Here is a 19,184-nt window from a genome sequence, read left to right as displayed (position 1 = left end):
CCCGCAACGGGCGGGCATATTTCGATGTATTACCCGGCGTAGATTTGGGGACCAAAGCAGTGAACTCTCAAACCCATCATGGTGCCGGTTTCGGTGCAATGGCGACAAGCACACAATCGCGGCCGTGGATTGATGACGGCGCCGATGCGCCCTTCGTCTTTATTGACCGATCCCTGGGGTACCCGCTGGTTTCCGGCCAGCCGTCAGCTTTTGTCGGTCACCGAATGGCGGTTCCCGGCGATGCGCGTCCACGGGGCCTGTGGGGCGAATGGACATGGGACGGCGCGACGCTGACGGCGCAGGTTGAGCCCTTGGGGTATTTCAGCCTTTTTGTCTATGTCAAAGGCGATCAAGTCGCTGTTTCGCCATCGCTTGTTCAGCTTCTGGCGCAGGGGGCCGACGCCACGGTTGACGAGGTCGCCATGGCGGTTTTTCACCGCGTGGGCTTCTTTGTCGGCAACGATACACCCTTTGAGCATATCAAGGTCTTGCCGCCGAATGGCCGCTTGATCTGGCAAAACGGTCGCGCCCGCATCGAGGGCGGCGAGCCCGTGCCGCAGGCACAGAAGATCAGCCGCGAGAATGCCGTCGAGGCCTTTATCGAGGTGCCCCGCGCCGCCATTCGCCGCTTTTTGCACGCCTGGGATGGGCCGATTGCGCTGCCTTTGTCGGGGGGGCGCGACTCGCGTCATATCCTGATGGAGATGGTTTACCAGGGGCGCAAGCCGGACACTTGTTTGACCTTTCATCATGGTGGGCGCGCGCTGAACAACGAGGTTCAGGCCGCTCGCGCCGTGGCGGACCGGGTCGGCGTTCGCCATGCGATCCTCGGCCATCCGCGCAAACGTCTGCGTGACAGCCTGCGTGGCCTTCTGATGACCCAGCTTTGCGCCGATGAACACGCCCAGATGATGCCAATGCACGATTATCTGAGCGGCAGCGCCGCGGCGGCAATCGACGGCATCGGCGGGGATATTCTGACCAACCCGGATGACTGGGCGGCCGGCTTCATGGAACGCGCGCGCCGCGACGACTATGAGGGAATCGCACGCGGCATGGCCGACGGCCATGGTGGCGTGATCAGCCGTCACGGCCATCACGGCGGCGCAGGCGCGGTGTTCTCGCCCGCGTTGGAGGCCGCCGCAATCGACCGCATCGCCACCGCCGTCCGGGCCTATGACGCCGCGCCCGACCCGTATCAGGCGTTCTGGTTCTATCATCGCACGCGCCGCGAAATTTCCTTTGTTTCCACGGCGGTTATGGGCGGCGCGGCAATGGTGTTCTGCCCCTATCTCGACCCGGATTTCGTGGATCTGGGCCTGTCGCTGCCCTGGTCGGTGACCTGCGATCAAATGCTGCACGATGATGCGATTGCGCGCGCCTATCCGCAAATTGCTGACATCCCGTTTGCCGTGGGCTTTACCAGTCAGCCGATGCCGCGTCTGCGGGCCAGCCGGTTTGCCAATGCACTGGATACGGTGCGAATTGCCGCAATGGCAGGGCAGGGACGTCGTGCAAGCGGGATTGCGGCGGCGCTGCAAGCCACCCCGCTCCGGCGCGGCCCGTCCGATATTTACCGCCTGCATCGTGATTTTGTCAGTAACATGGACAGCGCCGAGGCCAAACGGCTGCTTGCATTGGGTGCGACGCTGTCAAAATCCGCCGCAAAAGGCGAGAAAGTGGTCAGTCATGTCCATCTCGGCCGCTGAAGTCCTCTTGAACCGGCTGCGAATCTTCGCGCGCAAGCGGCGCGCAGAAACGCTGCGTGCCAAGGCAATGGGACGGCCGTTTTCGGCTGGCGCCAAAGAGCGGCTTTTGCTGGTCACCCAGCCCGAACGCATCCCGCAAAGTCAGGTTTTCCCGTTTCACCATTACGCCGCAGACCTGGAGCGCCTCTATGGCGCCGAGGTGCGCGAGGCTGATCTCTGGGATGTTCTGGCCGGAAAACCGCAGGTAGCCAAGGCGGCAAGCGTCGTCCTGTTTCAGACCCCGTTCGACATTGCCGATGCCGACCTGTTCCGCCTGATCGAGCGGTTGAAAGCCGAGAACCCGGGCGCGAAAATCGGCTGTCTGGACTGGTTCGCACCGACCGACCTTCGCAACGCCGCCCGGATGAACCCGTTGGTGGATCTCTACATCAAAAAGCATGTGCTGCGTGACCGGGCGCAATACGGCAAACCGACACGCGGCGACACCAATCTGACCGACGCCTACAATCGGCGTTTCGGGTTTGAGGAACCGGAGCAGTGCTTTGAAATTCCTGCCGGATTCATGGAAAAGCTGCTGATCGGTCCGTCCTTTGCGACGGCACCGGGGATCCTGCCAGCGCTGACGGGGTCCAGACCGCCCGTCACGGATCGGCCGTTTGATCTGCATGGGCGTTTCGCCGTGGGCGGGACGCCGTGGTATCAGGCGATGCGCGCCGAGGCCGAAGACGCGCTCACGCATATCGCGGATCTTGCCGTGCTCAAGGGGGAAGGCGTGCCTTTGCCGCGCTTCATGGTTGAAATGCGGCGCTCCAAGATCGGGTTCAGCCCGTTCGGATATGGTGAAGTGTGCTGGCGCGATTACGAATCCGTCATGGCGGGGGCGGTCTTGCTCAAGCCGGACATGAGCCATCTTGAAACCAATCCCGATATCTTCGTGCCCTGGGAAACCTATGTCCCTTTGAAATGGGACCTTTCCGATTTTGACGAGACGGTCCGTGCCTTGGTCGCTGATGAGCCGACACGAGAGAGGATCGCGCGCCAAGCCTTTGAAGTTGTGCATGATTGGCTATTGTCTGACAAATTTGCACGGGTCATGAAGCCGCTCTTTGAATAACGAACTCGGGCAAACCCGAAGCGGGCGAGCGTCGCCCTCCAGCACGCGTCCAAAGCGCGGGTCATACGGCCTTTGCGGCCGGAACAAGTGCCTGCCACGCATCATATTGAGCCTGAAAAACCCGTCCGTTCAGGTGTTGAAGAAAATGAGAGTTTCGCAACCGATCCATGACCGGGCCTTTCACCTCGGACAGATGCAACCCGATCTCCAACTCGGTCAGCCGCAGATTGATCGCCTCGAGGCTTTCGAGGGCGGAAAAGTCGATTTCATTGACCGCCGAGCACATCAAGACAACGTTCCGGATCGGTGATCCTTTGGCCGTGCGATCTTGAATCAGGTCCTCGAGAAAACGCGCGTTCACGAAATACAGGCTCTCATCGACCCGCAGAGTCAGCAAGGTGTCGTCCGTTTCTACTTTATGTCTCAAGACGTTACGGAAATGCTGCGTTCCGGGGACCAAACCAACCTCGGCGACATGAGGCCGCGATGTCTTGTAAAGATGCAGACCAATCGACAAGATCACCCCCGCCGAAACGCCGGTTTCCACGCCGAACGTCAGGGTCAGCAAGATCGTGGCGGCAACCGCGAAAAAGTCGGCGCGCGAGTAGTTCCAGGTCTTTTTCAGGATCGAAAAATCGACCAAAGACAGAACCGCAACCACGATTGTCGCGGCCAGCGTTGCCTTGGGCAGGTAGAACACCAAGGGCGTCAGCGCCACGGCGGCAATGGCCAGGCCGACCGCCGTATAGGCTCCGGCGGCGGGTGTTTCGGCACCGGCATCATAGTTCACAACCGACCGTGCAAAGCCACCCGTCACCGGGTAACCCCCTGTAAAGGCAGCGCCTATATTGGCCGCGCCCAACCCGATCAGTTCTTGGTCCGGGTCGATCCGTTGGCGCTTTTTGGCGGCGAGTGTCTGTGCGACGGAAATCGATTCCACAAAGCCAATGATCGAGATCAGCAGCGCGGGGACGAACAATTGAGCGATGAGATCCGGTTCGAACGACGGCACGGTCAAGGGGGGCAAGCTTTGGGGTACCTGACCGACGACATCGACGCCCCACGCATCAAGGCCAAAGGCCCATGCCGCCAAAGTGGTGACCAGAACGGCGGCGACCGGCCCGGCTTTGGTGAGCACTTCAGCAAGTTTCGGCCCCAGCCCAAGTGCGCGAAGTCTAGGCTTTAACCCCTTGCGTACCCAGAACAAAAATGCGGTGGCGGAGACACCGATGACCAGCGTGATCACGTTGGTGTCGCCCAGATTTTGAAGCAATGTCCACACCACGTCGACCAGGGAATGACCATGGGACGAGATGCCCAGAATGTGCTTGAGCTGGCTCGCAGCGATCAAAATCCCGGAGGCCGTGATGAACCCGGCGATCACCGGATGACTGAGGAAGTTCGCCAGAAAACCCAGTCGGAACACCCCCATGATCAGCAAGATCGCGCCCGACAAGAACGCCAAGGTCAAGGCGGCGATGGCATATCCCATGGTGCCGGTTTCGGCGATTTGTCCGATTGCGGCCGCCGTCATCAAGGAGACAACCGCGACCGGGCCGACGGCGAGGGCGCGCGAAGTTCCGAACATTGCGTAAAGAATGATCGGCACGATCGATGCATAGATGCCCGCTTCTGGCGGAAGGCCGGCCAGCAGCGCATAGGCGAGCGATTGTGGAATCAGCATGATGGTGACGATCACGGCGGCGATCAGGTCGTTTGACAAGGTCTCGCGATTGTAATCGCGGCCCCAGTCGAAAATTGGCAGGTATTTTGTTAGACGATCATACATCTCTAGACCCTTCAGCGGGTTATGAGGCGCAGTTCATGTGCGCCGGTCGGCATGAATCAAGCAGGCGCACCGGGGAAGGTGGCGTGATCTCGTATAAAACATATTCAAGATACCAAATATGACGGGCGACCAAGAAACGCAAGGCTTCTTGCGAATTGAGCGTTTCGGGCGATACCTCGGCCCGCCCCCACACTCCATGCAGAGTCGTGGATTACTGTCCGGAGAAGACGCGTCCGTCAAAAAGTTTGCGCGCGGTGCGCAGTGTGCCCGCGCCAATGACGGTGCCTGTGGCGTCCATGTCGATCAAGACCTCAGCGGCGCCGGTGGGGTGCTCGATGCGGAATTTGCCGTCGCTGGGCATCGTCGCCACGCGTGCGGCCGGGCTGTCGGGCAGGGTGCAGGCCGTCGCGACACTGACCGCCGCGAAAACCCCGATCGAGGCGTGACAGCGGTGCGGAATGAAGCTGCGGGTGTTGATCACGCCGCCTTGGGTCGGGGCCGAGACCAGCGTCATCTTGGGCACCGATTTGTCCGAGACGTCGCCGAGGTTCATCATCGGTCCGGCCTGCAAGCGGATCGATTCGAGGCGGGCTTTGAGGGCCGTATCGGCGTCGAGATATTCGCGGCTTTCGGTTCCGGTCAGGCCAAAATCGGCCGCATCCATGATGATGCAGGGCATACCGTTGTCGATCAAGGTGCAGGCGATGCCGTCAAAGACGTCGACGGCGTTCCCGCTGGGCAAGAGGCTGCCGCACATGGAACCGGCAATGTTTTGAAACATCAAGGGGATAGGGGCATGGGTTCCGGGCACGCCATCAATCGAGGCGGTGCCATCATAGCGCACGCGGCCACCGGGGGTCTGCACCCGTGCGAGGGCGACCTCGCCGGTGTTGAGCATGTGAATGCGCACCGGGGTTTCCGCGCCTTGTGCCGCGAGCAGGCCGCGCTCCAGCGCGGCGGGGCCGACCCCGGCCAGAATGTTGCCGCAGCCTTGGGCGTCGCTGACCAAGGCTTGATCCACAAAAACCTGAAGGAACAGATAATCGACATCGGCATCGGGGCGCGACGCGGGCGACAGGATCGCCACCTTGGAGGTCAAAGGGTCCGCGCCGCCAATGCCGTCGATTTGGCGGGGGTCGGGGCTGCCCATGATCGACAACAATAAGGCGTCGCGCGCCGCAGGGTCCGACGGCATATCCGAGGCGAGGAAATACGCGCCCTTGGACGAGCCGCCGCGCATCCAGAGGCAGGGAATGCCATCGACCGCCGGGTCAGACATATTTCAGGCCTTTTTCGGCCAATCTGCCCCGCATGTCATAGATATCTAGACCCAATTCGCCAGCCTCAAGGCGCAGACGCTTGGCCTCTTCGGCATCGAGGCGTTTTTGCGCGGCGGCCATCACGGTTTCCGCCTCCGCCCGTGGCACGACGCAAACCCCATCATCATCGGCAACGATGATATCGCCGGGGTTGACCAGGGCACCGGCGCAAACGATTGGCACATTCACCGACCCCAAGGTTTCCTTGACCGTGCCCTGCGCGGAGACGGCGGTGGACCAGACACTGAACCCCATGCGGCGCAGGTCGCGGGTGTCGCGCACGCCGGCGTCGATGATCAGCGTGCGGCAACCGCGCGCCATCGCGGAGGTGGCCAGCAGATCGCCGAAATAACCCATGTCGCAGGGCGAGGTGGGGGCCAGGACCAGCACGTCGCCCGCCTTGAGTTGCTCGATCGCGACGTGGATCATCCAGTTATCGCCGGGTGCGGCAGAGATGGTGACCGCCGATCCGGCAATCGCCACATCTTGTTGGATGGGCCGCATGTTGGCGCGCATCAGGCCGCTGCGACCTTGGGATTCGTGCACCGTGGCCACCCCGGCCCGGCCAAGCCGTTCGATGATCGCCGGGTCGGCGCGTTCGATGTTCTGGACAACAACAGGCATAGGGGTGGCCTTTCTGGGTGTGGTGTTTACAGCTCGTCAACCGTGCGCGGGAAGATCGACTGGAACCCTTCGGCGTATTTGCAATCGCGTCCGCCCGATTGCCCGCCCGAGTTGCGCTTGAAATGGTTGGCGCGGTTTTGCGCGACGCGGGTGTAGAAATCCCACAGGTGTTCCTGACCCTGCATGCACTCGATGGCGGCGCGTTTCTTGTCCCAGACGGGGGTGATATCGAGGAAGGTGTCGGGCTTCCACTCCATCTGTTCGGATTGATGCGGCTCGAACAGATAGACCTGCGGCGCGCCCAGGACCTTTTCGCCCGGATTGTGGCCCCAGGCCTGCGCCGTCGAGCGGCACTCCAGCACGATCTGCGTGGTTTGCATGTGGTCCGAGTTATACGGGTCCCATTTGGAGTGGCTCATCATGAAACTGGGCTGAACCTTGCGCATGATATCGACCAAGGCAAAACGGCTCTCGCGGGTGAAATCCATCGGATAGTCGCCCAGATCCATGCAGATCAGGTCGTGCACACCCAACGCGACGGCGGCTTTTTCAGCCTCATCGCGGCGCGCGGCCTTGACCTTGTCCAGCGTCATGCCGGGTTGTTTCCAAAGCTTGGCGCTTTCGCCGCGCTCGCCGAACGACAGGCAAGCAACGGTGACGTCATAGCCCATCTCGGCATGCAGGGCGATGGCACCGCCGCAGCGCCAGACAAAATCAGCGGCGTGGGCGCTGACGATCAGTGCAGTTTTCTTGGCAGACATGGATTCCCTCCGAAACGTTGCGCCGAGTGTGAAGGTTCCGGCGCAACATATCAAATGCGAAAGCCGTGTCGCGGCATAAGTTTGTGCTATGGGCGCTTCGTCCTGACGTCCTGCCGATGTGCTCAGAGTTTCAGCAATCTCTTTGCGTTTTCCTTCAAGATGAGGGGGCGTACCTCGTCTCGAAAGTCTGATTTCTCGAAATCCGCCAGCCAGCGGTCGGGGGTGATTGCGGGCCAGTCCGAGCCGAACAGCATCTTTTTCTTCAGCATGGTGTTGGCATATTTCACAAGGATTTCAGGGAAATACTTGGGGCTCCAGCCGCTGAGGTCGATATAGACGTTGGGCTTGTGCTGGCAGACCGACAGGGCCTCCTCCTGCCAGGGAAAGGACGGATGCGCGAGGATGATCGGCATGTCGGGGAAATCGACGGCGACGTCATCGAGATACATCGGGTTCGAGTATTTCAGCCGCATCCCCATGCCGCCGCGCATCCCCGATCCGACGCCGGTCTGCCCGGTGTGGAACAGGGTGATCCCGCCTTCCTCGGCAATCGCCGCGTAAAGATCATAGGCCATGCGGTCGTTGGGGTAAAAGCCCTGCATCGTCGGGTGGAACTTGAACCCCTTGATGCCGAACTCGCGCACCAGACGCCGGGCCTCGCGCACCCCGGCCTTGCCCTTGTGCGGATCAATCGAGGCAAACGGGATCAGGATATCGTCATTCTCGGCGGCGATTTGCGCGACGTCCTCGTTGTGATAGCGCCGGAACCCGGTTTCGCGCTCGGCATCCACGGGGAAAATCACCGCCGCGATCTTGCGGTCGCGGTAATATTGCGCGGTTTCCTGAATGGTCGGCAACATGCCCGAGGCCCCCGCCGGGTTCTTGAAATACTTGGCCATCCCCGCCTGAAATTCGTTGTATCCGTCATCGCGGCACGCGTCGCAGGGCTCTTCGGCGTGGGTGTGAAAGTCGATCGCGATGATCTCGTCAAGGTTGATGGTCATGGCTGGTCCTTGGGGAAGGCGAGTTTGTGCAACAGCAGGCGCAGCTGCGCGGCGTCTTGTGGGGTCAGGTCGGCGCTTTCGGCGCTGTGGAGTGCCAGGAAGGTCGGCTTGAGATCTTCAAGGCGTTGCCGGCCCGGATCGGTCAGGGACAACCGCACAGATCGGCGGTCCTCGGGTGGGATGCGCCGGGTGATATGGCCCGCGCTGACCAGCTGCTGGACCAGCTTGGTCATATGCGCGGGTTTGATTTGCAACGCCCGCGCGACCGCCCCCTGGCGCACGCCGGGGTTGAGGTCGAGCATCCAGAGCATGCTGATCTCGCCGGGCCGCACATCGGTGCCCTCGAACGCGGCAAAAAACAGATCATACATCCGCACCTGCGCCAGACGGACCAGAAGCCCCAGGGAGTGGCTCAAGGTGCCCATATCAAGGGCGTCATCGTCCGTGGTGATGGGGCGCGGTGCGTTCATCTTATGATCCGGGGCCATCCTGTGCCGCGGGGCGGGTGACTTTGGCCACGCGTTTGGACAAGAAGGCGTTCAGGCGCTCCTCGGCCTCGGGGCTGGTGGCGGTCAGCGAGGACATCAGGCTTTCCACCCACAGCCCGTCATTCGAGGCCATGTCGTTGATCCGGGGCAGAGCGTGGATGATCGCGTAATTCGACAATTCGGCGTTGGTCGCCGCCTGGGCCGCCAGTTTGACCGCCTGCTCCAGCGCCTGACCTTCGGGGACGACATAGTTGACGATGGCCCAGCGTTCGGCGGTCGCGGCATCAATGGACCGGCCGGTCATCATCAGGTCGGTCATGCGGCTGACCCCCATGAGGCGCGCCGACCGGACCGAGGCACCGCCGCCGACAAAGATGCCGCGCTGACCCTCAGGCAACGCAAAAAACGCGGTTTCATCGGCCACACGCACATGCACCGACGAGGCCAGTTCCAGCCCGCCGCCGACCACCGCACCGTGCAGCGCCGCGAACCACGGCAGCTTGCCGCGCTGAATGCGGCCAAACACCGCGTGCCAGCGACGCGAACCATGCACCCCCTCGAAGGCCGTTTTCTTGACATGCTCGGCCAGATCTAGCCCCGCGCAGAAATGCGGGCCATGGCCATGGATAACCGCCGCCCTGGCACGGGTTTCGACCTCGGTGATGACCTGATCCAGTTCCTCGATGAACGCATCCGAAATCGCATTGCGCTTTTGCGGCCGGTTCAATCCAACCAGCGCCACATCGCCCCGATACTCCAGCGTCACATACTCCATCATAACCCCAATCCGCCTTTCGTGATTCCCTGCTTAGTATCTCGCAAACTGTTTCCATGTAAACTAATCTTGGCACTTGATTGCAGGATGGCTGACGCGATTGCGGCGTTATGCAACCGCTGGCGGCCACCGAGGGTTTACCGCAACACCCGCGCCACGCTGGAACGGGTGCGCTGCTGCTCGCGTCGATCGAGCAACCTCGGGCGAGGCCGGCTCAGGCCAGCAATTTTACCATATGCTGCATGGCCAAAGCGTAGCCATGCACACCAAACCCGGCCATCACCGCGTCGGCGCGCTGGCTGACATAGGAGTGATGGCGAAAGGCTTCGCGCTTGTGGACCTGGCTGATGTGAACCTCGATCACCGGCCCCGAAAAGCTGTTCAACGCATCCAGAACCGCCACCGAGGTATGCGTCAGCGCGGCGGGGTTGATGATGATCCCGGCAGCCTGATCGCGGGCGTCGTGGATCCAATCCACGATCTGCCCTTCCCAGTTCGATTGCATCAACTCCACCTGCAACCCGCTGGCCGCGCCGACCTTGACACAGGCGGCGCGCACATCGTCCAAGGTCTCGTGACCGTAAATCTCGGGCTCGCGTTTCCCCAGCAGATTGAGGTTGGGTCCGTTCAGGATATAGATCGTTTTGCGCATCACAGGTGCCTGACATCTCAGCCGATTTTCGCAAAGCATACCCGTACCGGGCCAATCGCGCCAGCCCGGCCTTTGGGAGACGTCACAACGAGTTGAGGCATTCGCAGATCACAAATGGCACGGTGTGGTGTAGAACTGAGCGCAATCATCCGCGACGGCTGGGTCAGCGACAGGGTTTTGGGATCGAAGGGGCGTGCCATGCGGGATATTGCAAGTTTCATCGCCCTCAACCGATTTGGCTTGGGCGCCGCACCGGGTGACGCGGAACGCATCGGCAATGACCCTTTGGGTTGGGTTCTGGCGCAGATCACGCCGCACCAGACCGCGCCGCGCCTCTATCGCAACCGTCAGACGTCGCACGAGATCTTGCGTCGGATCTTCGAGGCCAACCTTGAAAGCCCCGAGGCGCGCCGCGCGGCGATCCGTTGGGGCTATCGGCAAGAGTTCAACCCGTCGCTGGTCACGCGCGCGCGGCTGATGATTGCCTCGAACCGGCCTTTTGTGGACCGTATGGTGATGTTCTGGTCCAATCATTTCACGGTGTCGAACACCCAGCGGCTCATCGCGCCGGCGATTCCGGCCTATGAGCGCGAGGTTATCCTGCCGCAGGTTTTCGGGCGGTTTGCGGAGATGCTCAAGGCCGTCGTGCGCCATCCTTGCATGATCGTGTATCTAGATAACACCTGGTCCGTCGGTCCGAATTCGCAGGCCGGGCAAGCACGCGCGCGGCGCGGCAACCCAAGCGCCCTGAACGAAAACCTCGCACGGGAGATCTTGGAACTGCATACTTTGGGCGTCGATGGCGGCTATTCTCAGGACGATATCGTGGCCTTTGCCAAGGTCATCACCGGCTGGACGCATGGCGGGGTGCGCTATCCCAATGATCAGAGACCGGTGCAAGGCGGGTTTGAATTCCGGCCCGACTATCACGAACCGGGGGCGAAGATCATTCTGGGGCGGCGCTATGATGAAAACGGTGCCGACGAGGGGATGGCGGTGCTTGACGACCTTGCGCGCCACCCGGCAACGGCGCGCCATATCGCCACCAAACTGGTTCGGCATTTCGTGGCCGATGATCCGCCCGCCGATGCGGTGGCGCAAATCGCGCAGGTTTTTCAAGACACTGACGGCGATCTGGCCGAGGTGACCCGCGCAGTCGTCGCCTTGCCGCAGGCTTGGGCGGACCCGCTGGCCAAGGTGAAAACGGCCTATGAATATGTCATCGCGGTGCATCGTGCGGCAGGGCGCATCCGGGCCACGCAACAGGATATTTTTCAGCCGCTCAGCCTGATGGGGCATTTCCCCTTTGCCGCGCCGTCACCCGCGGGCTGGGGCGATACCGCAGGCCACTGGATCGCGCCCGAGGCCCTGATGCGGCGGATCGAATGGGCGCGCCGGTTTTCTGGCCTGTTGCCGGCGTCACTGATCCCGCAGCAGTTTCTCGATGATGTCGTCGGCCCGGTTGCCAGTGATGACCTGCACCAATGGGTCGCGCGCGCGCCGTCAGGGGATGCTGCGTTGGCGATGATCCTCGTCAGCCCCGAATTTCAAAGGAGATAGCCATGCTGCATCGCCGCGCGTTTTTGCAGGGTGCCTGCGCCGGGCTTTTGGCGACCTCGGGCGCGACCCGCATGGCCTTTGCCACGACGCCGGGTGACAAACGGTTCGTGTTCATCTTTCTGCGCGGCGGGTTGGACGGGTTGCACGCCTTGGCCCCGTTTGGCGACCCGCGCTATGGGCAGTTGCGGCCCCGGCTGGCCTTGGGCGCGTCCGAGGTGATCAGTCTCGACGGCTATTTCGGGCTGAACGAGGCCTTGGCCGGGCTGCTTCCGCTGTACCAGGCGGGTGAGCTGTCCTTCGTGCCCGCCGCCTCGACGCGCTACCGGAACCGGTCGCATTTTGACGGGCAAAACGTGCTCGAGAATGGTTCGGGTCGCCCGTTTGGCGCGCGCGACGGCTGGCTGAGCCGCGCGATCATCGGGCTGAACGGCGGCGATCGTCGGTTGGGGCTGGCGCTGGGGCCAACTGTGCCGCTGATCTTGCAGGGCGAGGCCGAAATCCAGACCTACGCGAATTCACCTCTGCCCGAGGTGGATGACGATTTTCTGGCGCGGCTTGGGGCCCTGTACCGCACGGATGCGCTGTTTGCGCGCGCCTTCAACGACGCGCAGGATGTGCCCGACCCGGAGATGACCGGCATGACCAATCAACCGCTGGCCAATCAGGATTTCGCGGTGTCGGCGCGGGTTGCGGCTGAGTTTCTGACCCGCCCGACCGGCCCGCGCATTGCCGCGATGGAGATGCTCGGCTGGGATACCCATGCCGGGCAACGTGGGCGTTTGAACCGCTTGCTGGGCGGGTTGACGCAAGGGATTCTGGACCTGCGCAGCGGGTTGGGACGCGACTGGGCCAACACCGTGGTGGTGGTCGCGTCGGAATTTGGCCGAACCGCGGGTGAAAACGGCAATCAGGGCACCGATCACGGCACGGGCGGGCTGGCGATGATCGCGGGGGGTGCGGTGACGGGCGGGCGTATCGCTGGCGATTGGCCGGGCCTGTCAGCCAGCGCCCTGTTCGAGGGGCGCGACGTCGCCGCACGCAACGACTGCGAGAGCCTGTTCAAGGCGGTCTTGATCGACCACCTCGGGCTGGACGCGGGCTATGTGGAGCAGGTGGTCTTTCCCGATAGCCTGGCCTCGGAGCCAATGAGCGGGCTGATCCGCCTCTAGCCCTTGGTCAACCGATCCGCATAGGCCTCTCGCAACGCGTTCTTTTGCACCTTGCCCATCGTGTTGCGTGGCAGGCTGTCGCGGATCACATAGCCCTTGGGCTGCTTGAACCGCGCAAGCTGGGTTTTCAGGGCGGCCTCGATGGCGTTGACGTCGGGCCCCTGACCCTCTCGCGGCACCAGAACCGCCAGCACGCCTTCGCCGAATTCGGGATGCGGAACACCGACAACGGCGGATTCCAGCACGCCGGGTTGCGCATCCAGAACCAGTTCGATCTCTTTGGGATAGATATTGTACCCGCCCGAAATGATCAGATCCTTTTGCCGCCCGACAATCGACAGATAGCCACCCGCATCCACGACCCCCAGATCGCCGGTCTGGAAATAGCCATTCTCGCGCAATTCCTCGCGGGTCTTTTCGGGCATTTGCCAGTAGCCTTGGAACACATTCGGGCCGCGCACCTCGATCATGCCGGTTTCGCGGCGCGGCAAAGTCGCGCCGGTGGCGGGGTCGGTGATCTTGACCTCGACGCCCGGCAATGGAAAGCCCACGGTGCCCGCGCGGCGCTCGCCGTCATAGGGGTTCGAGGTGATCATGTTGGTTTCCGTCATGCCGTAGCGTTCCAGAATGCGGTGACCGGTGCGGGCCTCGAAGTCCAGATGCGTTTCGGCCAGCAACGGCGCCGAGCCCGAGATGAACAGCCGCATATGTGCCGTCAAGTCGCGGTTGAAGCGCGGGTCACCCAGAAACCGTGTGTAGAAGGTCGGCACGCCCATCACGCTGGTGGCTTGCGGCATCAGGCGGATCATGGTGTCAAGGTCAAAGCCGGGCAGGAACACCATCGACGCGCCCGACAGCAGCGCCACATGCGTCGCCACGAACAGCCCATGCGTGTGGAAGATCGGCAGCGCGTGCAGCAACACGTCATCGGCCGTGAAGCGCCACAGATCAACCAGCGCCCGGGCATTCGACAACAGGTTCAGTTGCGACAGCATCGCCCCCTTCGAGCGCCCGGTGGTGCCCGAGGTATAGAGGAACGCGGCGAGATCGTCCTCGGTGCGGTTGGCAACGGTCATGTCGTCGGGCTGGGCCTTGGCGAGATCGGTGAAATCCCCCGTGCCGTCCGCCCCCAAGGCCATCAGCCTTGCGCCATGCCGGGCGGTGATCGGGGTCAGCGCGTCGATTTGCGCGGGATCGCCAAGCACCAGTTTCGGCGTGGCATTGCCGACGAAATAAGCCACTTCGGACGGGGTATAGGCGGTATTCAGCGGCAAGAAAATGGCCCCCACCGCGACCGCCGCGCCGTAAACCGCCAGCGCCTCGGGCGTTTTGGCGATTTGCACGGCAACCCGGTCGCCGGGTTCGACGCCGCAGGCCCGCAAGGCCCCCGCAGCCCGCGCGATCATCGCAAAAAACGCCGAGCCGCTGATCGTTGTGCCGTCCGGCAGGATCAACACGGGCGTTGCGCGGTTTTCGAGCGGTGCAAAGAGCGTATCAAAGAGGGGGTTTGGCATCAGGTGTTCCAGGTGGTTTCTCAGGTGGTTTGCCGGGCAGTTTCGCAGGATGCGGCCAAAGTACAAGCCGCTCGATGAGATGCGTAGAGGGGATGCTGTCAGCCTGTGGGGCGCGCAGGCATCGGGTCGATCGGCTGGGCGGGAAGCGCCAGAATATCCTCGATCTGGCGCGCGGCGTGCAGCAACGTCGCCTCGCCACGCGGCGGGCCGATCAGTTGCACCCCCACCGGCATGCCGCTGCGGGTGAACCCCGCGGGCAGCGACAGGGCGGGCAGGGCGGTGGTCGTCGCGAGAAAGGAAAACCGCAGCCAATCCACATAATCCAGCATCGGTTGACCATCGACAAACAGCGGATATTCCTGCTCCGCCGGACCGGCCTCGAGCCCGATAACCGGGATCGCCAGCACGTCGTAGCGCTCAAGGAACTGGCGCATGATGTGGTACAGGACAGTGCGCTGGCGCATCGCGTCATAAATCTGCGCGGTGGTCAGATTTCGCCCGGTTTCCGCGTTCTGGCGCAGCGTGTCCTTGAACGCGGCTTGCACATGGGCGGGCAGATAGGCGTTGATGCTGCCGTAATGCACCCCGCGCAAGGTGATATAGGTTCGGTACAGATCAGGCAGGTCCGGGCAGGCCTGATCAACGCCATGACCTGCCGATTGCACCTGTTCCATCGCGCGGCGCAAAACCGTGCGGATTTCAGGCTCGACGGGTGCGAAGCCGTTTTGATCCTCGGCAAAGGCAATGCGCAAGTGGCGATCCGGGGCCATGATCGCGGTTTGAAACGGCACCGACGGGGCCTCGAGGCTGATCGGTTGGCGTGGGTCATAGCCGGCCATCGCATCGAGAAACAGCGCCAGATCGCGGGTGTCGCGCGCCATTGGCCCGGAGATCCCCTCGATGGCAAAGGCCGTCGCCGCAGGGCCGCCACCGCAGCGGCCGGGTGTGGGCCGCAGCCCGACCACGCCACACAACGCCGCCGGGGTGCGCAGACTGCCCGCAAGATCCGAGCCGTGGCTGAGCCAGACCTCGCCCGTCGCCAACGAGACCGCCGCCCCGCCCGAGGAGCCACCCGCATTGCGCGCCGTGTTCCACGGGTTGCGCGTTTGCCCGAACACCGCATTCCAGGTATTGCCGCCGGCGCCGAATTCGGGGGTGTTGGTCTTGCCCGCGATCACGCCGCCGCGTGCCTCAAGGCGTTCAACCAGCGGGTCGCTTTGGGTGGCGATCTGGTCTTTCAGGGCCGCGGAACCAAAGGTCGCGGGCAGGTCAGAGACCAGCGTCAAGTCCTTGATCGCAATTGGCAATCCGGCCAGCCAACCCGGCTCATCGGTGTTCTGGTCGGCAAAACCTGCAAGGCTGTCCAACTGCTGTCGCGCCCGCGCGCCGGCCCGGATCACCACGGCATTCACCTGTGGTTCGACCTGCTTGATGCGCGCTTCGGCGGCGGCCAGCACATCGCCGGGTGAGAGGTCTTTGCGTTTGAGCAAGCGCACCGCCTCGCGCGCGGAGAGGGCACAAAGATCGGGGCCGGTAAATCGGGTGGTTGGACGGGTCATCGAGGCCTCCTATGCGGGCAACAAGGTCAGGGTTGGTCCAGCGCCGCAGTCCATTCCGCCAGAAACCGCGTGCGGGTCATCGTGTCGAGATGGGCCAGCAACCCGGGGTCCAGCCGAATGGGGCGCAGATGGGGTTGGCGGCGAAAGGCCTCGGCGGTCAGGGGCGGCTGCCCGGTGGCTTGTGCCTGAATGGCCTGACCCTCTGGCGACAGCAGAAACCGGAGCAGCGCGACGCCAAGGTCAGGGTTTGCGGCATTTGCGGGAACCAAAGCCGTGCGTTGCAGGGTGATGGTGAAATCTTCCAGCAAGATCACCTCGACGCCGTCCTCGGGCGTCAGCCGCGCCACCGCGTAGCTACCCAAGACATTATAGGCCATCAGCAAATCCCCGCTGCGCAACCGGTCGATCATGTCGCCCGAGCAGCAGAACAGCCGTGTATTGAGCCGCCCCATCACCTCGGCCAGACGCCAGATGGTATCGGACATGCGGGCGTCCTGGGTCAGGAACAGAAAGCCCGCGCCTGAAATGACCGGATCGTAAGTGCCGATATGGCCTTCGAAAATCGGCGCATTGTCGCGCAACAGGGCGATCAGGTCGCGTCGCGACCGGGGCGGCGGCGTGCCCTCGGGCAGGGCGTCGGTGGCCAGCAGCAGGACCACCGGCTCTTGCGCAATCGCCACCAGACGATCACGCCAGCGTGCCCAATCGGGCAGGGCGGCAATGATATCCGAGGGGGAGCGGGCGGCTGAATCCGTCATTGGCCAGCTTCATCTGCAAATCCATCGCCGAGGAACTGACCAGATCAAAACCCGCATGTTCGGTGTCGATGGCGGCGTGCACCTGATGACTGGTGGCCTGCACATAGTGCAGGGCAACGCCGGGCGTGCGCGCCAGAAATGCCTCTGCCAAGGGTGCAAAAAGCGCGATATCGGTGGTCGAGAGGACGGTAATCTCGCGCGTGGCATCGGCGGGGCCAAACCGCCGCTCGTCCTCGATGTCAAAGGCGTGCGCAGGGCTGAACAGCATCAGCAGCGCAAGGACGCCTAAAGCGGAAACCAGAGCGTTGCGCATGTGCCGCCCTCCTTTCTGTCGATCAGTTCAAACCGCCCCTGCATGGCGGCCACGGTTTCGGCGACGATGGTCAACCCAAGCCCTGAGCCGACGATCTGGCCCACATTCGTGCCGCGCCGGAATCTTTGTGACAGAACGGGCAGGGTCTCGCCGTTCAGCCCGCTTCCTTCGTCGCAAACGCGCAGCCGCGCAAAGGCACCATCGCGCTGCACGGTTATGCTCACAGTGCTGTCGGCGGGCGAGTATTTCAGCGCGTTGTCCAGCAAGTTGCGCAGGGCCGCTTCGATCAACACGGCATCGCCCACTGTTTCCAGCCTTTCATCGGGCAAGGTGACGGTGAATTGCATGTCCTTGAGGTCGGCGGTGGGTCTGAACCGTGCCACCAGCGCCGCCGTCATCGCGCCCAGATCGACCCGATCCTTGGCGTGTTGTTCGGCGCGGAACACGACGGTGGCGTGGTCCAGAAGCTGGCTGGCGGACCGCGCGCTTTCCTCGGTCGCGCGGATCATGTTGCGCAGGTGGATGCGGGTGGGTTCGTCATCGGATTGCCGCAGGGCGATCTCGGCTTCGGAACGCAGCGTGGCCAAGGGGGTGCGAATGTGGTGCGCGGCCTCGGCAATGAACGTTTCGGTTTGCGTCAGGGTGCTGCGCAAGCGCGCGATGAAGGCGTTGAGTTGCGCGACCAGGGGCTGCAACTCGGCGGGGGCCTGATGGTGAACCGGGCGCAGATCATGCCCGCCGCGCCGGCTGACCGCCTCGGCCAGGCGCGCGATGGGGCGCAACAGGGTGCCCGCGGCCAGCAGGCTCAGCGGTATGGCGATCAGAAACACCGCGAGACCCAGCGCCGCCGCCCGGTTCGCCAGTTGCTGTGCAATCGCGCGCTGTCCTTCGCGGGTCTGGCCGACGATCACCAGGACGGGCGTCGGGCGATTGTCGATCATCAGGCTGCGCCCCACCGCCGCCAAGCGCAGGTCGGCATCGCGGTAGGGTGCATCATAAAACACGGCAGTCAGCGCGCTGGGCGTCTCATCGGGCAGCGGCAGATCCGGATAACCGGTCACCGCCAACCCGCCCAGATTGAGCCGATGGAAAATCCGCTCCTCGCCCATGGCCGCCAACATCGAGAAGGTGCCGGGCGAAAGCTCCAGTTCGGCCCCACCTTCGACGCTGCGCAATTCCTCGGCAATGGCCAGGGTCGCCGCCCCCAGAATGCCGTCGAGCGTGGCCTCGGAGGCGCGCTCGGCCCCCACGCGGACGGCGATATAGAGGATCAGCGCCAGCACCGCCGACAGGGCGATCAACTGCACCACGAGGCGCCGCCTCAGGCTGGCGGGTCGCCGTCTGGGAAAGCGGGCAGGGGCGTCGCCGGGCGCTGTCATCCGCCGGTCAGCCGATAGCCAAGCCCGCGGTTGGTCTCGATCCGTGCTTCGCTTCCGGCCAGTTTGCGGCGCAGCCGGGCGACATAAACCTCGATTGCGTTGTCACTGACCGGTTCGGAATAGGAAAACAAACGGTCGCAAAGCTGGTCTTTCGACAGAATGCGACCGGGCGCGGACAGCAGGATTTCCAGCAATCGCAGTTCGCGATTGCGCAGGTCGCGCACCTCGCCATTGACCGTGACACAGGCACCCATCGGATCGAAAACCAGATCGGCATAGTGCTGAAGCGGCGAGACCGTGCCGCCACGGCGGCGCAACACGGCCCGGCAGCGGGCCTCCAACTCGGCGAAATCAAAGGGTTTTGTCAGATAGTCGTCGGCTCCCAGATCCAGCGTATCAACCCGGTCCGAGATCGCCGATCGCGCGGTCAGCACGATCACCGGTGTATCGGATCGTGCGGCGCGGTGCTTGGTCAGAAAGTCGCGCCCATCCCCATCGGGCAGCGTAATATCCAGCAAGATCAAGTCGTAGGCCGCCGCCGCAAGATGGTCTTCGGCATCCCTGAGGCTGGAGGCATGATCGGCGGCGTGCCCTTCCAGAGACAATCGCGCGCAGATCGACTGCGCCAGGTTCAGATTGTCCTCGATGAGCAAAAAACGCATGGCGCGGCTCTTTTCTTGGGTCCGTGACAGGTCTG

The 19,184-nt window shown here is 63.0% G+C and carries 18 protein-coding genes; 4 read left to right on the top strand and 14 right to left on the bottom strand.

All coding sequences use genetic code 11. The annotated features are described in order from the left end of the window. Positions 1–98: 98 nt before the first annotated feature. Both VDQ28_RS17530 and VDQ28_RS17525 read left to right on the top strand, forming a co-directional pair. On the top strand, positions 99–1,709 hold the full coding sequence (locus VDQ28_RS17530) for a hypothetical protein (RefSeq protein ID WP_323037155.1): 1,611 nt from the start codon (positions 99–101) through the stop codon (positions 1,707–1,709). Beyond that, positions 1,690–2,823, top strand: a complete 1,134-nt coding sequence (locus tag VDQ28_RS17525; protein ID WP_323037154.1) for a glycosyltransferase — start codon at positions 1,690–1,692, stop codon at positions 2,821–2,823. The genes VDQ28_RS17530 and VDQ28_RS17525 overlap by 20 nt, the downstream gene beginning before the upstream one ends. 61 nt (positions 2,824–2,884) lie before the next feature. Here VDQ28_RS17525 and VDQ28_RS17520 read toward each other — a convergent pair whose 3' ends face one another. The 8 genes from VDQ28_RS17520 to aroQ all read right to left on the bottom strand — a co-directional run bounded on the left by VDQ28_RS17520 (position 2,885) and on the right by aroQ (position 10,235). Then, positions 2,885–4,612 (bottom strand): SulP family inorganic anion transporter, encoded by a 1,728-nt coding sequence (locus VDQ28_RS17520; RefSeq protein ID WP_323037153.1) that lies wholly within the window; start codon positions 4,610–4,612, stop codon positions 2,885–2,887. A 211-nt stretch (positions 4,613–4,823) separates the two neighbouring features. Continuing rightward, the gene (locus VDQ28_RS17515; protein ID WP_323037152.1) at positions 4,824–5,891 is read right to left on the bottom strand and encodes a 4-oxalomesaconate tautomerase; all 1,068 of its coding nucleotides are present in this window, start codon (positions 5,889–5,891) and stop codon (positions 4,824–4,826) included. Next, complete coding sequence (locus tag VDQ28_RS17510) at positions 5,884–6,555, bottom strand: 4-carboxy-4-hydroxy-2-oxoadipate aldolase/oxaloacetate decarboxylase (RefSeq protein ID WP_323037151.1); 672 nt, start codon at positions 6,553–6,555, stop codon at positions 5,884–5,886. The genes VDQ28_RS17515 and VDQ28_RS17510 overlap by 8 nt, the downstream gene beginning before the upstream one ends. 26 nt (positions 6,556–6,581) lie before the next feature. Further along, complete coding sequence (locus tag VDQ28_RS17505) at positions 6,582–7,316, bottom strand: PIG-L deacetylase family protein (RefSeq protein WP_323037150.1); 735 nt, start codon at positions 7,314–7,316, stop codon at positions 6,582–6,584. 122 nt (positions 7,317–7,438) lie between these two features. Continuing rightward, positions 7,439–8,320 carry an amidohydrolase family protein gene (locus VDQ28_RS17500; protein WP_323037149.1) on the bottom strand — a complete coding sequence of 294 codons (882 nt, stop codon included), beginning with the start codon at positions 8,318–8,320 and terminating at the stop codon, positions 7,439–7,441. Next, positions 8,317–8,790, bottom strand: coding sequence for a MarR family transcriptional regulator (locus VDQ28_RS17495; protein WP_323037148.1), 474 nt, complete (start codon positions 8,788–8,790; stop codon positions 8,317–8,319). Before VDQ28_RS17495 ends, VDQ28_RS17500 begins: the two co-directional genes overlap by 4 nt. Position 8,791: 1 nt before the next feature. Further along, a complete protein-coding gene (locus VDQ28_RS17490) occupies positions 8,792–9,586 on the bottom strand; it encodes a crotonase/enoyl-CoA hydratase family protein (RefSeq protein ID WP_323037147.1) in 795 nt (264 codons plus the stop codon). Positions 9,587–9,797: 211 nt separating this feature from the next. Next, positions 9,798–10,235, bottom strand: coding sequence for a type II 3-dehydroquinate dehydratase (aroQ, locus tag VDQ28_RS17485; RefSeq protein WP_323037146.1), 438 nt, complete (start codon positions 10,233–10,235; stop codon positions 9,798–9,800). Between the two features lie 198 nt (positions 10,236–10,433). Between aroQ and VDQ28_RS17480 the strand changes: the two genes are divergently transcribed. Together VDQ28_RS17480 and VDQ28_RS17475 are read left to right on the top strand one after the other, a co-directional pair. Beyond that, complete coding sequence (locus VDQ28_RS17480; protein WP_323037145.1) at positions 10,434–11,795, top strand: DUF1800 domain-containing protein; 1,362 nt, start codon at positions 10,434–10,436, stop codon at positions 11,793–11,795. Positions 11,796–11,797: 2 nt separating this feature from the next. Continuing rightward, complete coding sequence (locus VDQ28_RS17475) at positions 11,798–12,964, top strand: DUF1501 domain-containing protein (protein ID WP_323037144.1); 1,167 nt, start codon at positions 11,798–11,800, stop codon at positions 12,962–12,964. Here the strand turns inward: VDQ28_RS17475 and VDQ28_RS17470 are convergent. The 6 genes from VDQ28_RS17470 to VDQ28_RS17445 form a co-directional block, all read right to left on the bottom strand. After that, positions 12,961–14,478, bottom strand: a complete 1,518-nt coding sequence (locus tag VDQ28_RS17470; RefSeq protein WP_323037143.1) for a malonyl-CoA synthase — start codon at positions 14,476–14,478, stop codon at positions 12,961–12,963. The genes VDQ28_RS17475 and VDQ28_RS17470 overlap by 4 nt on opposite strands. A gap of 98 nt (positions 14,479–14,576) precedes the next feature. Further along, positions 14,577–16,037 carry an amidase gene (locus VDQ28_RS17465; RefSeq protein ID WP_323037142.1) on the bottom strand — a complete coding sequence of 487 codons (1,461 nt, stop codon included), beginning with the start codon at positions 16,035–16,037 and terminating at the stop codon, positions 14,577–14,579. Between the two features lie 26 nt (positions 16,038–16,063). Next, positions 16,064–16,795, bottom strand: a complete 732-nt coding sequence (locus tag VDQ28_RS17460; RefSeq protein WP_323037141.1) for an ABC transporter substrate-binding protein — start codon at positions 16,793–16,795, stop codon at positions 16,064–16,066. Beyond that, complete coding sequence (locus VDQ28_RS17455) at positions 16,725–17,108, bottom strand: hypothetical protein (RefSeq protein WP_323037140.1); 384 nt, start codon at positions 17,106–17,108, stop codon at positions 16,725–16,727. The genes VDQ28_RS17460 and VDQ28_RS17455 overlap by 71 nt, the downstream gene beginning before the upstream one ends. Then, positions 17,081–18,418 carry a sensor histidine kinase gene (locus VDQ28_RS17450; protein WP_323037139.1) on the bottom strand — a complete coding sequence of 446 codons (1,338 nt, stop codon included), beginning with the start codon at positions 18,416–18,418 and terminating at the stop codon, positions 17,081–17,083. Before VDQ28_RS17450 ends, VDQ28_RS17455 begins: the two co-directional genes overlap by 28 nt. Before the next feature lie 65 nt (positions 18,419–18,483). After that, the gene (locus VDQ28_RS17445) at positions 18,484–19,149 is read right to left on the bottom strand and encodes a response regulator transcription factor (RefSeq protein WP_323037138.1); all 666 of its coding nucleotides are present in this window, start codon (positions 19,147–19,149) and stop codon (positions 18,484–18,486) included. Between the last annotated feature and the right edge of the window lie 35 nt (positions 19,150–19,184).

Origin of the sequence: Pararhodobacter sp., from assembly GCF_034676545.1 — a bacterium.
GTDB lineage: Bacteria > Pseudomonadota > Alphaproteobacteria > Rhodobacterales > Rhodobacteraceae > Pararhodobacter.
The sequence above is the reverse complement of the archived record's forward strand: the minus strand, read 5'-3'. Positions and strand labels throughout refer to the sequence as shown.